General features: G+C 71.7%; 13 protein-coding genes. 5 read left to right on the top strand and 8 right to left on the bottom strand.

The window, feature by feature from the left end:
* Positions 1-119: 119 nt before the first annotated feature.
* A complete protein-coding gene (locus LPU43_RS24515; protein ID WP_229402877.1) occupies positions 120-1,682 on the top strand; it encodes an AMP-binding protein in 1,563 nt (520 codons plus the stop codon).
* Positions 1,683-1,686: 4 nt separating this feature from the next.
* Here LPU43_RS24515 and LPU43_RS24510 read toward each other — a convergent pair whose 3' ends face one another.
* From LPU43_RS24510 to LPU43_RS24500, 3 genes are read right to left on the bottom strand one after another with little or no spacing between them, the layout of a single operon-like run.
* Entirely contained in the window at positions 1,687-2,679 is a 993-nt protein-coding gene (locus tag LPU43_RS24510; RefSeq protein ID WP_229402876.1) for a BtrH N-terminal domain-containing protein, read from the bottom strand.
* A 1-nt stretch (position 2,680) separates the two neighbouring features.
* Positions 2,681-3,013 carry a phosphopantetheine-binding protein gene (locus LPU43_RS24505; protein ID WP_229402875.1) on the bottom strand — a complete coding sequence of 111 codons (333 nt, stop codon included), beginning with the start codon at positions 3,011-3,013 and terminating at the stop codon, positions 2,681-2,683.
* Positions 3,014-3,069: 56 nt separating this feature from the next.
* Positions 3,070-3,435: a VOC family protein gene (locus LPU43_RS24500; RefSeq protein WP_229402874.1), complete on the bottom strand. Its 366-nt coding sequence runs from the start codon at positions 3,433-3,435 to the stop codon at positions 3,070-3,072.
* 314 nt (positions 3,436-3,749) lie between these two features.
* Here LPU43_RS24500 and LPU43_RS24495 point away from each other — a divergent pair, with 314 nt between their 5' ends.
* Genes LPU43_RS24495 through LPU43_RS24480 form a run of 4 tightly spaced genes read left to right on the top strand, consistent with a single transcriptional unit; the run spans position 3,750 to position 6,477 of the window.
* Entirely contained in the window at positions 3,750-4,709 is a 960-nt protein-coding gene (locus tag LPU43_RS24495) for a ferritin-like domain-containing protein (protein ID WP_229402873.1), read from the top strand.
* Between the two features lie 38 nt (positions 4,710-4,747).
* A complete protein-coding gene (locus tag LPU43_RS24490) occupies positions 4,748-5,035 on the top strand; it encodes an acyl carrier protein (protein WP_229402872.1) in 288 nt (95 codons plus the stop codon).
* 9 nt (positions 5,036-5,044) lie between these two features.
* Positions 5,045-5,971 (top strand): transglutaminase-like domain-containing protein, encoded by a 927-nt coding sequence (locus LPU43_RS24485; RefSeq protein WP_229402871.1) that lies wholly within the window; start codon positions 5,045-5,047, stop codon positions 5,969-5,971.
* Entirely contained in the window at positions 5,968-6,477 is a 510-nt protein-coding gene (locus LPU43_RS24480) for a DUF4254 domain-containing protein (RefSeq protein ID WP_229402870.1), read from the top strand. The genes LPU43_RS24485 and LPU43_RS24480 overlap by 4 nt, the downstream gene beginning before the upstream one ends.
* Here LPU43_RS24480 and LPU43_RS24475 read toward each other — a convergent pair.
* From LPU43_RS24475 to LPU43_RS24455, 5 genes are all read right to left on the bottom strand, one after another.
* Positions 6,447-7,526 carry an NAD-dependent epimerase/dehydratase family protein gene (locus tag LPU43_RS24475; RefSeq protein WP_229402869.1) on the bottom strand — a complete coding sequence of 360 codons (1,080 nt, stop codon included), beginning with the start codon at positions 7,524-7,526 and terminating at the stop codon, positions 6,447-6,449. The two genes, LPU43_RS24480 and LPU43_RS24475, sit on opposite strands and share 31 nt — an antisense overlap.
* Positions 7,523-8,287, bottom strand: a complete 765-nt coding sequence (locus LPU43_RS24470) for a thioesterase II family protein (protein WP_229402868.1) — start codon at positions 8,285-8,287, stop codon at positions 7,523-7,525. The genes LPU43_RS24475 and LPU43_RS24470 overlap by 4 nt, the downstream gene beginning before the upstream one ends.
* 28 nt (positions 8,288-8,315) lie before the next feature.
* Positions 8,316-10,145, bottom strand: coding sequence for a hypothetical protein (locus tag LPU43_RS24465; protein WP_229402867.1), 1,830 nt, complete (start codon positions 10,143-10,145; stop codon positions 8,316-8,318).
* A 264-nt stretch (positions 10,146-10,409) separates the two neighbouring features.
* Positions 10,410-12,161, bottom strand: coding sequence for a carbamoyltransferase family protein (locus LPU43_RS24460; protein WP_229402866.1), 1,752 nt, complete (start codon positions 12,159-12,161; stop codon positions 10,410-10,412).
* A gap of 46 nt (positions 12,162-12,207) precedes the next feature.
* Positions 12,208-13,701 carry a non-ribosomal peptide synthetase gene (locus LPU43_RS24455; protein WP_305075009.1) on the bottom strand — a complete coding sequence of 498 codons (1,494 nt, stop codon included), beginning with the start codon at positions 13,699-13,701 and terminating at the stop codon, positions 12,208-12,210.
* Between the last annotated feature and the right edge of the window lie 18 nt (positions 13,702-13,719).

The raw sequence follows: 13,719 nt of genomic DNA, 5'->3' as shown, positions 1-13,719 counted from the left end.
TCGGTGGGTCGCCAACCGGCGACCGCGCCGTCGACCGGCGGAGCCAGCGAGCCTTCGACGACCGCCCGCCGGCCGTCTCGAACCACCGGGCCGATGATCCCGATCAGGGGCGGCCGACGTTGACCCAGTGGACGCTCTCCGGCACGACTTTGACTGAGCTGGTCGAGGCTGCGGTGCGGCGCTTCGGGGACCGGATCGCCGTCGACTGCGGATCATCCGTGCTGACCTACGCACAACTGTGGGCGGCGGCGGGCGCCATCGGCAAAGCCCTGGTCCGGGCCGGTGGCCGTGGGCAACCGGTCGGCCTGTGCGCCGGACGCGGGGCCCTGACCTTCGCGGGGTATCTCGCCGCGCTGCGCTGCGGCTCGACCGTCGTGCCGCTGGACCCCGAGCACCCCGTCCAACGATCGATGGCAATGGCCTCCACCGCCGGCGTGGCGACCGTACTGGCGGCCGAGGCCGCCGCCCCGCAGTTGGTCCGGGCGCTGCGGCAGGGCGGGATACCCGTGCTCGACCTGTCCGTGGCGGTCACCCACCGGCGGCTGAGCAACGGCGACGCCGACCCGGCCGGCCCGGACGATCCCGCGTACGTGCTCTTCACCTCCGGCAGCTCAGGCACCCCGAAGGGAGTGCCGATCACACACCGCAGTGCGCTGGCGTATCTGACCCACAGCGTCGAACGTTTCGAGATCGGGCCGGAGAGCCGCCTGTCCCAGACGTTCGACCTGGTGTTCGACCCGTCGGTGTTCGACCTCTTCGCGGCCTGGGTGTCGGGAGCCACGGTGGTGGCGGTCAACGGAAATGAGCTCGTCCGCCCGGCGCGGTACGTGCGCCAGCGGGGCGTCACCCACTGGTTCTCTGTGCCCTCGGCGGTCACCCTCGCGACGTTCGTGGACGGACTGCCCCCGGCGTCCATGCCCGGGCTGCGATGGTCGATGTTCATCGGGGACCAGCTGACCTGGGGTCAGGCGCGGGCCTGGTCCCGGGCCGCGCCCGGGTCGCGCGTGGAGAACGTCTACGGCCCCACCGAGCTCACAGTGGCCTGCGCCGGCTATAGGGTGCCGGCCGACGCCTCCCGATGGCCGGAGACCAGCAACGGGACGGTACCGATCGGCGAGGTCTATCCGCACCTGGAGAGCCGGGTGGTGGACGCTAGTGGAGATGTCGCCACCGACGGGGAGCTGTGGGTACGCGGTGTCCAGCGCTTCGACGGCTACATGGACCGGACCGACAACGCCGACAGTTTCGTCTTCGACGACGGGAGTGGAACGGACGCGGCCCGGGGCCGGATGCCCTCGCGGGCGTGGTACCGCACCGGCGACCGGGTCCGCCGAGAGGCCGGCACCTGGGTGCACCTGGAGCGACTCGACCAGCAGGTGCAGCTCGGCGGCGCCCGGGTCGAGCTGGGCGAGGTGGAGGCCGCGCTGCGCTCCCACCACGGGATCGAGGAGGCGGTGGTGGTTCCGACGGCCGACCGCCGGCGGCTGCACGCCTTCTGCACGGGCTCCGACGTCGACCCCCGCGAGGTACGCCAGGCCCTGCGGCTGCGGCTGCCCCGCTACATGGTGCCGGCTCGCATCGAGGCCATCGCCGAGCTGCCGCTGACGGGTAACGGAAAGGTGGACCGGCGACGGTTGGCCGACCGGGCCGCGGGCAGGTCGCCCCAGGAGCAAGCCCGGTAGCTACTCAACGCACCGCCGCGGCGAGCTCCCGCACAGCCTGGCGCTCGGCGGCGAGCAGTTCACGCAACCGGGCGACGACCCGGCCGACGAAATCCGCCGGGGGCCGGCCGGCGGAGGCACCGAAGAAGAACACCGCGCGCAGCTTGTCCAACTGCTCGGAGAATTGCTGGAACCGCGTGGCAGACGGCCCGAGGTCGACGCCGATCTGGTCCCCGACGAAATCGAGGAACAGCCGGTTCTGGCGGCGCTGCTTGGCCAGCGATCCGAGGAAGTTCACCCCGTGCGCGACTACCCGGTCCTCGACCACCGTCACGACGCCCGCGTACCGCTCGACGTCCGCCAGGAACTGCTGGGCGGCCCACCAGCCGGGCGGGTCGGTCCCGTTCCCGTTGAGGTAGCGGACAACCGTCTCGTTCAGAGCAGCGCGCAGCCGTGCCGGTTCGGACGGCGTCACGGCCACCGGACGCGGCAGGTCGACCGTGCATCGCGCGCCGCCGACCGGTGAGAACCGCGCCGACAGCGCCTCGGTGGACACCGCGGCGTCCAGGGTGGCCGCCGGCAGCCAACCGTTGAACGGCCGGCCCGGCAATTGATCGACGACGTGCGCCTCCCCCGGCCGCAGGTGGGTGACCACGATCCGGTGCAAGTGGTGGATGCGCTGGTAGAACAGTGAATGGGGGTACGCGAAGGTGTCGACCTGCACGGCCACGCACCGGCCGTTGGCGACGACGCGCTGGAGGTGCCGCCACATGTCGTCCAGGCTGCCGTGGCTGATCCGCCGCTCGCCGATGCCGTACCAGTGTCGGATGGCCTCGTCGTAGGCCCGCCGCATTATCCGGATCTGCATGAACGGCAGTTGCTCTCCGGCTGCGCGGGCGTAGTGGTAGCCCCAGTCCTCGCCGAGGACCCGTGCGTCCAACCCGAGGTCGGCCAGGAGCATCGTGTAGGTGTCGGCGAAGCAGTCGAGTCCGTTGTCGTAGGACTGCAGTCGCGGCACGTCAGCGTCCCCCGGAGCGATCGTCCGCGCGGGGCGGCGAGTTGTCGGCGAGCCCGTCGGGCGGAGTGGGAAGCAGCTCGGCGAGGGCAGCCCAGAGTGAGCCGACCGTGGCGAAGGTGTCCGCGGTCAGGGTCTCATCGGGGAAGATCACCCCGAACGCCGCTTCCAGTGCGACAAGGAGCTCGACCATGTCGAACGAATCGAGGCCGAGGTCGAACAGGCTGTCCGACCCACGCAGCGTCGCGGCGGCGTCGGGCAGGTGCTCGCGCAGCACCTGCTCGTACCGCGGATGCCAGGGGACCGACGGCGTGTCCACCGGGGACTCGATGATCATGGTCGCCACTCCTTCGTCCCACGCCGTCGGCACTTTCCGCCGGAGCAGCCGAACCCTCAGCTCGCGGGCTCTTCGATGACATGGATCAGGTTTCCGGCCCGGTCCCGCAGGAGGCACTCCCTGCCCCACAGCTGCCGACCGATCGGGCTCAGTCCCGGCTCCACGCCGGCTTCGATGAGGCACGGCAGGCGGCCCGACCACTCCGCATGCAGTTCATCGAGCCCACGCACGGCGATCCAGGTCTCCGCGACCGCGTCGGCCGAACCCGCCCGGATGTAGAGCTTGACCCGGTCCCGTACCACGGCCGCGAACCCGTCGACGCTGAACGAAACCCGGAAGCCGAGCCTGTTCACCCAGAACGCCATCGTGGACGGCACGTCGGTGGCGGCCAGGGTGGGTATCGCCGACACGAGCTCCGACATCACCCCTCCTACACGGTGGACGCGGCGCCGGTCGCGGCGCGCCCGCACCGACCGCCGGTCCAGTGACCCTAGGTCAGGCCCAAACCGAGGGCAACCACGTCTCGACATCGGCGCACAGTGATGTTGACACATCGGAGGGCTCGTTGGGAGCATGGCGGGACCGGTGGGTCTGATCGGCGGCTCACACCGTTCCCGCGACGCGGGACACATGCCGATGCCCGGGGAGGGTCGCGTGAGGTCTCCTGGGAAGCAGTTCGTCACGGGCGGCCGAGGGTGCGCACCGGAGAGGGACCTTCGGAGGTGGGAAACCTGACATGGCCGGTCCGCTGAAACTCGGCACCGGAGCGGTCACCCGCTTCAGTTGGGACTACAGCACCAGGGATCCGCAACTACGCGAGCTGTACGAGAAGGGCAAGGCGGCACAGTGGAACGCCGCGACCGACATCGACTGGTCGCCCGAGCTGCATTTCGGGGTGCCGCTCGACGACCTGCCGAACACCATCGGAGCGCGCAATCGCCGGCCTCTTGACAGCCCGGTGCCACCCGGACTGTGGAACGACTACCGGTGGCAGTACCACTCCTGGTTGAGCAGTCAGTTCCTGCATGGTGAGCAGGGCGCGCTGCTCGCCACGGCCCGGCTGGTCGAGACGGTGCCCAGCATCGACGAAAAACTCTACGCGGCCAGCCAGATGGCCGACGAGGCACGCCACGTCGAGGCCTTCTCCCGATACGTCGACCTCCTCGGCGTCTCGTACCCGGTGAATCCGGCGCTGGAGTCCCTGCTCGCCGACGTCGCCACCGACCACCGTTGGGACATCATCTATCTCGGCATGCAGGTGATCGTGGAAGGGCTGGCCCTGGCGATCTTCCGGCTCGGCCACGCCGCCTCCTTCGACCCGATCATCCGTCAGATCACCCGCCTGGTGGCCCGCGACGAGGCACGCCACGTCGCGTTCGGGATGCTGGCGCTGCGTGGCTACCACGACGAGCTCAGCGGCGCTGAGCGCGCCGAACGAGAGGAATTCCTCAAGGAGGCGGCCCTGTTGATGTCACGGCGTTTTCGGCTGGAGGAGGTGTGGGATCGGGTCGGAATCCCGGTCGACGTCGGCGTGGAGTACGCCCTCACCGACCCGGACTTCCGCGACTTCCGCCGGCTGATGTTCTCGAAGGTCCTGGCTAGCATCAACAAGCTCGGGCTACTCACCGACGGGCTTCGGGAGCATCTGCGCGAGTTGGCCCTCATGCGGCCGACCGGCGTATCGGGGCGGCGATGACCGGGCCGACGACAGCCGGCGGCGGACCCGTCGATGAGGTGGCTGCCCTGATCACCCGGTTGGTGGGTGCCCTCGCCCCCGAGCCGGTGGCGCAGGTCCTGCTTGACCAGCGCTTCGTCGACGACCTCGGCTACAACTCGGTTCGGTTGGTGGAGCTCTCCTTCGCGCTGGAGGATCTCTTCCAGTTGGAACCGATGAGCGTAGAGGACGCACCGCCGATCGGCCACGTGGGCGAGCTGGTGGCGTACGTCTGCGGCAAGGTCTCCGAGTCCGGCGCGCCGCCGCCGACTGCCGAGGCGGTCGAGGAATACCTGCGCGATCTGTGAGGGGCCAACATGTACCTGACGGGATCGTCGGTCGGTGGCGACCTGGACGAGCGGGCCGGCGCGCTCGTCCAGAAGTTGCGCCGGATCCCGGACGACGCGCGGGAGTTCCGGTTGAGCACCGCGGACGCGGCGGCCATCCTGCGGGTCCGACCCGCGCTCCTCGACATGCTCGTCGGTCACGGCCTGCCGACCCGACACCTGAACGGCATCCGCTACTTCGACCGCCACGACGTGACGAACTGCGCGCTGCATCTCGGCAGCGGGGCGATCGCCAGGGCCGCCCGCCGCTTCTGGCCGGCCGCGTTGCGCCGGACCCACGGCGCCGCGCGCTACGAGGTCCAGTACCAGGCGCGGTGCCCGCAGCCGGGGCACGCGCCGACCTGCGACTGGGTGCTGGTGGGTCCGGATGGGCTGGTCGTCGAGCGTACCGTCCGTCCTGACGAGCCACCGTTCCGGATGACCGCCGCCTGCGTGGACGCCTGGCCGGAACTCCCACCGGAGTCGCACCCGGTCCTGGACGAAACCCGGGACCTGGAGTTCATGATGTTGCCCACCGCGGTCCGCTACGACGTCGACTTCATCCGGGCGACCGGGTTGAGCGACTGCGCCGGGGCCTCCCGGCTGCTCGTGCAGGAGGCGGTGCGCCGGGGCCTGACCGCTCGCTCCTCCTACGGGCTGATCGTCGCCCCGCCGTTCGCGGTGGAGCACTTCTGGGCCGAGATAGCGGTCGACGGCGTCTGGGTGCCGGTCGACCCGGTGCTCCTCCGGGCGATGGTCACCTGGGGTGGCCTGCCGAGCCCGGAATGGCACCCGTACCGCTCGATCGGCGCGATCCTCGCCCGGGTCGCCGACGCCGCCGTGGTCCTGGCATCGCACGAGGGGCGCAGCGCCCCCGTCACGCTACCGAGCCGGGTGGTCCCGATGGGGGCACCGTGAGCGTGCCGGACGCACCCACCACCGAACTGCTGCGTGCGCTGTGCGCCGACGGACCCGACCGGCTCACCGACACCATCGAACTGACCCGTCAGCTGCATGACGTGAACGGCGTCCTCTGGGCGCTCGAGGACGAGGCCCGGACGATCGGCGACGTCCACCGGCTCGGCCTGCTCAAACGCCGGATCGACGGATACAACGCCCGCCGTGCCGCCCTGGTGTCGGCGATCGACCGTACGCTCGGCCAGTTGCTGCCGCACGGCCCGCCCGACGTGCCGCCCCTGGCCTCCTCCCTGGGGGCCAGCCTGGATCGGCTCACCGTGGCGGCGCGCCGGGCGGCGGTGCTGGCAGCTACCGATGACGAGCGCGCCGACGACGCACTCCAGCAGATGGCCGACCTCCGGGTCGCACTACACGCAGACCACGCAGACCTGCTGGCGGGTCGCCGACGGCTGCCGCTGGCCGGCGTGCTCAAGCGTTACGGCGCCACGGCGCCGTCGTCGCCCTGAACGCGCCATGGTTCGTCCCGGCCCCCGCCGCGCTCGACCACCAGCCGGTCGAGCAGCCGAGCGGTGAGGTCACGGTCTCTGGTCGTGTAGTACCACTCGGCGGTGCGCCGTACCCCTTCGGCGAGATCGACCTGCGGTGTGTACCCGAGGAGCCTCCGCGCCAGTGCGGCATCGGCGCTGCGGTACATCGGTCCGGTCGGCATGTCCGGGTTGGTGCGGATTCGAGCCCGGTGGCCGGTCGTTCGCAGCACCAGCTCTGCTGCCTCCCGCACGGTGTGCCGCTCCTCCGTGGCCACGTTCACCGCCTGTCCCCCGCCCAGACGCTGCGCGGCCAGCATGGTCATGCGCACCACGTCGTCCACGTAGATCCAGGTGCGCACCTGCTCCCCGGTGCCCCACACCTCGAAAGGGTCGGCGCCGGTGAAGGCCCGGGCGATCATCGCGACGATCGCGTGCGACTCGGAGCACCGCGGACCATACGCGGTGAAGTATCGGCAGATGACACCGTCGAGGCCGTGTTCGGCCACCAGGCTACGCAGGCTCAGCTCCCCGCAGAGCTTGGCCATGCCGTACATGCCGTCCGGCTCGTACGGTGGCCCCACCATCTCCTCACGCAGCTTCCGGTCCGGTGCCGGCACACGCTGCAGTCCCGTCGGGTAGACACACGCCGACGAGGCGAACACCACCTTCCCGGTCCCGGCGCGTAGGGCGGCCCGCAGCACCACCTGGTCGAGCAGCAGGTTCTCGGCGCACTGCACCGGGTGGCTGTCGATGTAGCCGCGACCGCCGTGCGCGGCGGCCAGGTGGAACACCAACTCGGCACCGGCGCAGGCCGCGCGGGCCGCGTCCGGGTCGCGCAGGTCGAGCTCGAGCGCCTCGACGTCCGCGAGGATGGGGCTCAGGTTCGCCGGCGACCCACTGGAGTAGTCGTCCGCCACCCGCACCCTGGCTCCCGCGGCCAGCAGCGCCGCACTCAGGTGCGAGCCGATGAAGGACGCTCCGCCGGTGACCGTCACCCGCCGGCCCTCGAAGAACCCGCCTGAACTCATCCGTCTGTCCCCTCGATGATCGACCGGACCACCGACACGACCTCGGGTCGTCGTTCGGTGACGAAGAAGTGCGCGCCGGCGAAGATTCGCCCCGCGAAGCCCGACGAGGTGCGGTGCCGCCACTCCCGCAGCCCCGCCCACGGCGCCAGGACGTCCCGCTCGCCGCCGAAGGCGGTGATGGGCGAGCTGATCGGGCCCCGCGCCGCCGCCAGGTACCCCTCGGCCATCGCCACGTCGGCACGCAGGGTCGGCAGGAACAGCGCCAGCAGCCGGGGGGCGGCGGACAACTCTCCAGGCATGCCGCCGAGCCGGTCGATCGCCGTCATGAACCCGGCGTCGTCAAGGTGCGCGATGCGTCGGCGCCGCACCGGCTCGTCCGCCGGGAGGCACCCCGACACGATCACGTGCACCACCGGGCGGCCCAATGCCTCCAGCTGCGCCGCAAGCTCGTAGGCCAGCAGGCCGCCCATGCTATGTCCGAACAGGAAGACCCTCCGGGCGGCCACCCGGGCCACCCAGGGCGCCATCGCCTCCGCCGCCGAAACGAGATCAGGGCAGGTCGGCTCCGACCGTCGGTCCTCACGTCCGGGCAGCTGGACAGCGTGCAGCAAAACGTTCGGCGGCAGCAGCGGCCGCCACCCCAGGTAACTGGACGCGCCGGCACCGGCGTGCGGCAGGCACACCAGGTCGACCGGAGCGTCCTGCCGCCCGAGGCTGTGCAGCCACCGGGATTCGTCGCGTCGGGCGAGCGTCGCCGTCACGCCGGAACCCACCCGGGCACGTGGTCGCTCATGCTTCCCCTTCGACGGCGTATGGCACAAACCGCACGCTGTAGAGCTCACCGAAGACCGGCAGCACGTAGGGCGCGGCACCTCGGGCCAGGGCCGCGACGTCGGAATCGATGCGGTCGGAGAGGCTCGTCGTTGGCACCGGCCAGCCCACCCGCACGGTGTTCAGCCCGACCCGGGTCACGTCGGCGCCGACCGCCAGCTCGGTGGTGCGCCACTGTCGGCCGGCGACGAGCCGCCCGACCGGCGTGCCGTTCACGGTGACCACCGCCGGCTCGGGCCCGGCCTCGCGGCAGCGGTGCACCAGCCGTAGGCAGCCCGCGGCCGGCCGGGGCAATCCCAACGGCAACTCGGTTGTCGGCACGTTCGCCTGGAGGTAGCAACGCGGGTCGGTGTAGTTGAGCACGGCACCACCGCCGAGGGGGGTGGTGGCGATGTCGAGCAGTTCGACCTCGGAAGGTGGTGCCGCTTCCGCCACTTCGACGGCCGACTCGGCGGGTTCGGCGAGCAACTCTGCGAGGCACTGCCGGAGAAACCAAAGTCGGGACTGGTCCGGCCGGTACTCGCCCAGCCGCTCGAACATCACGGCGGCCGACGGTTCCCGGGCCAGTCGGGGCAGGTCCAGACTGGACCACATCGGCCCGGGCCGGGACAGCAGCCGCGCGAGCGACGCCAGCAGGTCGACGATGTCCGGATCCGCCTCGACCGCCCGGTGCAGGTACGGACGCACCGTCTCGGCCGGCTGGCCGCAGAAGGCATTGTAGGTGGCGGCGAGCACCAGACTCACCGCTCGCTGCCACGCCCCGACCGTCGGGTCGGTCGCACCGGGCACCACCGTCCGCCCGGTGAGTCGCCCGGCGACCTCTGCCATCGCCCGTTCAACACCCACGTCGCTCAGGTGGCAGTAATCCAGGAAGCACTGCTCGTCCGGCAGCTCGGGCTGGTCCGCACGGGCCAGCGTCACGCGCAGGTCGACCGAGGGCACATCGTGCTCGCGGCAGAAGGTCACGAGCTGTTCCTGGATCATCCGGGGCGTCCGCGGCAGGTACTTGACCATGAGGCCGCAGAGGCTGTCGCGGGACTGCTCGAACGCCTGGCGCGCCGCCGCTGCGTCACCGGCTGCCAGGAGGGCTCGGCCGAGGAGGTAGCCGGGCACGGGGCTGAGGCCACCGTCGAGTGCGACCATCTCCCGTGCGGCGCCCTGCACAGCCGTCCAGCGCTGTGCGGCGAGCGCCGCGACGGCGCGGGCGCGCAGGTCGTACCAGCGGCGCAACTCGTCCGGGCGCAGCGTCGGCACGTCGACGTAGCGGGACCCGCCAACCGGCGACCAGCCGGTCAGGTTGAACTCCGGAATGACCAGCAACGGTTGGACCCCGGTACGGTCGCGCAGCCGCAGCAGCTCATCGAGGAACGCGCCGATTCGGGGGTTCAGCACCTCGTCAAACAGCGCCCGCCGCAGGCCCGGATAGCCGTCGCGGCGCAGCCCGTCGGCGAGCCGCGTCGCGTCACCGAGTCCGGACAGCTCGTACGCCCAGGTCGTCCAGTTGTTACCGGCCAGGACCACCAGGTGATCGGCGTCGAGATGCCCGCTGGCGCGGACCAGTCGGTGCAGGTCGGGCAGGTCGATGCTGGTGCGGGCAAGGTCCAGGCACTGGAAGCGGCGATCCGCAACGGTGTCGAGGTGCCGTTGCAGTGCGCGGGTCGGATTGGTGACCGGATCGAGCAGATAACCCCGGGCGGTGGACTCGCCGACCAGCACCACTCGTGCCGCGTCCCCCTTGCCCGGAACCTCGTCCACGTCGGCCCAGACCGAAAGCTCGGCCGGGGTCAACTCTGCGCGGCGCCGGAGTCCCCGCCCGTGCTCGGTGTCGACCAGCCGCCAGGCACCCACGTGCAGGGGAGGCGCGGCCGGGTGGCGCGCCGCGTCCGGAGCGGTGCCGGCAGCGCCGCCCCGACGCCGTTGCTCAGCTCCGGCGACGGCACGCTGGACCTCGCGCAAAGCCCGGACGGTGGCCGTGCCCCGCTCGTCGGCCAGCAGCCGGGCCAGGGCGTCGGACAGGAAGCTCGGATCGCTCGGCGGTTCCACGCGCGGCTCCTAGACGAAGAACGAGTAGGCGTCGTTGTGCGCCAGTCGGTCGTGGTAACTCCCGGCCCGGGCCAGATATTCGCGCCACACCCCGGGCACGTCCTCCTGTCGGACGAGCAGGTCGCCGACCACGAGGACGTCGATGCCGGCCCGTACGAAGCAGGAGAGGGCGTCGACGTCGTCGCGCACGATCGGCTCGCCACGCACGTTGAACGAGGTGTTCAGCAGCACCGGAACCCCGGTACGCCGGCCGAAGCGCTCGAGCAGCGAGTGGAAGCGCGGGTCCGTCCCGCGTTCCACCGTCTGCACCCGGGCCGACCCGTCAACGTGCGTCACCGCGGGCAGCCCCGCGCCGGGCCGGACCGCCACCGCCTCGAGCATGAACGGCGAGGGCACCTCCAGGTCGAAGAACTCACCGGCCCGCTCGGCGACGACCGCTGGAGCGAAGGGGCGGAACTCCTCCCGCTTCTTGACCAGCCGGTTGATCCGCTCGCGCATGCCGGCGTCGCGCGGGTCGCCGAGGATGGAGCGGCTGCCCAGGGCCCGGGGACCGAATTCCATTTGGCCCCGGCACCATCCCACCACCGTCCCTGCGGCCAGCAGGTCGGCCGTGGCCTCCAACAGCGCCTCCTCGCGCCCGGCGAAGTCCTCGTACGGAACCGCCGCGGCGTGCAGTACCCGCGCCGCTCCTCGCCCGTCGCAGAACGGGCCCAGGCGGGCATCGGTCAGCGCCGTCGTCGGCCGGGCGCCGGTCTCCCGGTGCTGGACGAGCAGCGCCGCGCCGAGCGCGCCGCCGGCATCTCCCGGCGCCGGCGGCACGTACCAGTTGCGGAACCCGCCGCCGCGGCGCAGCTTGGTATTCGCCACGCAGTTGTGGGCCACCCCGCCGGAATAGCAGAGGTTGTCGGAGGGGTAGATGCCGTGCAGGTACCGCACCTTCTCGAGCAGCAACTCCTCCAGCAGCAACTGGACGCTGGCCGCCAGGTCGCGGTGGACGGCCTCGATCGGGGCGCGCACCGGCCGCGGCGGCAGGCCGAGCAGGTCGGTCAGCGCCGCCGTGTACATCGCCCCGTCGGCCCGCAGTCGGAAGTACCGGGTGTCGAGTCGAAGGTCGCCGTCGGCGCTGTTGAGCACGAGCTGCGCCAGCGCGCCGAGATAGCGCGGCCGACCGTACGCTGCCAGGCCCATCACCTTGTACTCGTCGCTGTTGACCGAGAAACCGAGATAGGAGGTGACGGTGCTGTAGAGCAGCCCCAGCGAGTGCGGGAACGGCACCTGCTGCCGCAACTCGACGCCGCTCGCGGAGCCCACGCCGCAGCTGGTGGTGGTCCATTCGCCCACCGCGTCGGCGGTGAACAGCGCCGCCTCGTCGAATCCGGAACAGTAGAAGGCGCTGGCGGCGTGCGCCTCGTGGTGGTCCACCACAGCCAGCGGCCCGTCGTAGCCCAGGCGGTCACGGATCTCCCGGGCCGGCTGCATCGCGTCCAGCTCGCCGACACCGCGGTCTCCACCATCCGCCAGCAGCATCCACAGCTGCCGGCCGAGCTTCTTCGTCGGGTTCTCGTAGTAGGCGACCATGTCGATGTCGCCCGGGCCGATGCCGGCCTGCTCAAGGCAGGAGCGGTACGCGTACATCGGCACGCCGCGTTCGAACCTGCGGCGGGTGTAGCGCTCCTCCTGGCTGGCGGCGACAACCTCTCCGTCGACCACCACGGCACACGCGGAGTCGTGGTAGAACGCCGAGACTCCCACGACGATCATGTCGGCCTCCTGACGGTGCGGGCGCCGCCGGTGCTGTCCGGCCGGGTCATCGTCGGTCCGCCGGGACGCTCCGACCGAGGAACGCCTCGTACTGGTGCACGAGGGTGCGTACGCACGGTGCGTCGAGCAGTTCGTCGATGTCGAACTCCACGCCCAACTCGCCCTCCAACTGCGCGACCACCCGGATGATCTCCAAGGACGTCGCTCCCACCTCGAAGAAGCTGTGGTCCGGCGACAGGTCGGCGACCCCGAGGCCGGCCGCGACCCGGGCCAGAACACGGGCTCCCTCGGCACTGAGACCGTCGGCGGTCCGTACCGCCGTGGCGCCGGCTGGTGGCGCACCGGGAAGGACCGCCGCCGCCCGAGCCCGCAGCCGGTCGAGGGCGACCACGCCGGTGTCCGTCAGCGGCAGGGCCGACAGGTGCACCACCCGCACCGGCCGGATCCGGCCCGCCGTCGCGCGTCCGACCTGCGCGGTGAGCCCGGCGGCGTCGACGGTCGCGCCGGTCACGGTCTCGACGAAGACGACCGGACCGCCGTCGTCGCTGTCGACCAGCCGCGCCATCCGCACGTCGGGCCAGGATTCGACGACCGCCTCGGCCGTCGTGGCGGCGTCCGGCGATGCGGGCGGGTCGCCGTCGACGTCCCCGGCGACCTCCCGCAGCTCGGCCAGGATCCCGCCCTCGGCGGCTCCCGTGTCGGCGAGCAGAGTGGTGTCCCCCGAGGTGATCCGCCGGAGCGCGGCCGGAAGCCGGGCCGGCCACCGGTCGCGAAGCAGCACCACGGCGCGCAGGCCGGGCAGCCGGCCGCCGTGCGCGGTGGCCACGTCGGTCAGCACGCAGACCGCGCGGGGAGCGGCCACCAGCACGCTCGTCGCGGACCGCTCCAGAAGGCGGTGCAGCCGCTCGCCCTCCGTCAGCGGTCGGCCGGGCGCGACGGCGGTGCTGCCGGCGAGCAGGGCCGTGACGACGCCGAACACCGCAATGTCCGTGTGCGGCAGGCTCAGCACCATCACGCGGTCGTCGGCAGTCAGCGCGAGGCGCCCGGCGAACGCGGTGCAGGAGCGGTGCAGCAGGTCCGCTGCCAGCAGCCGCGTCACCGGCGAAGCCGCCTCGTCCACGAGCACCGCCACACCGGACGCCGCCTCCAAGGGCTCCCCATCCGACGGCACCTCGTCCAAGTGCACCACCGGGTACCCAGCGCACCACTCGCCGGACGGATAACCGGCCAGCACCACCGCCGCGGGCGCGGCGTGGGCGAGCCGTACGTCGAGGGCCGCGGTCAGATCCAACGGATACGCCGTGGCGCCGATGTCGCCGACCGCCACCAGGCAGACCGCCACGTCCGCCAGCCCGTAGGCGGCGAGCGCGACCCGCTCCCCCTGGGTCACACCGCAGGCCAGCAACGCCTGTTGCAGGCCGGCAGCGCGCCGGGTTAGCTCACCGTACGTCAGTTCCATGCCGGGCTCGTTCACCGCGAGCGCGTCGGGTCGGGCTCGCGCCCACGCACGAACCGCCTGACCGAGCCCTGGTGGATTCATACCCGTCCCCTCCGTCAC

Origin of the sequence: Micromonospora okii, from assembly GCF_020884795.1 — a bacterium.
Taxonomy (GTDB): Bacteria; Actinomycetota; Actinomycetes; order Mycobacteriales; family Micromonosporaceae; genus Micromonospora; species Micromonospora okii.
Note: the sequence above shows the minus strand (reverse complement) of the source record. Positions and strands in the feature narration are given on the sequence as shown.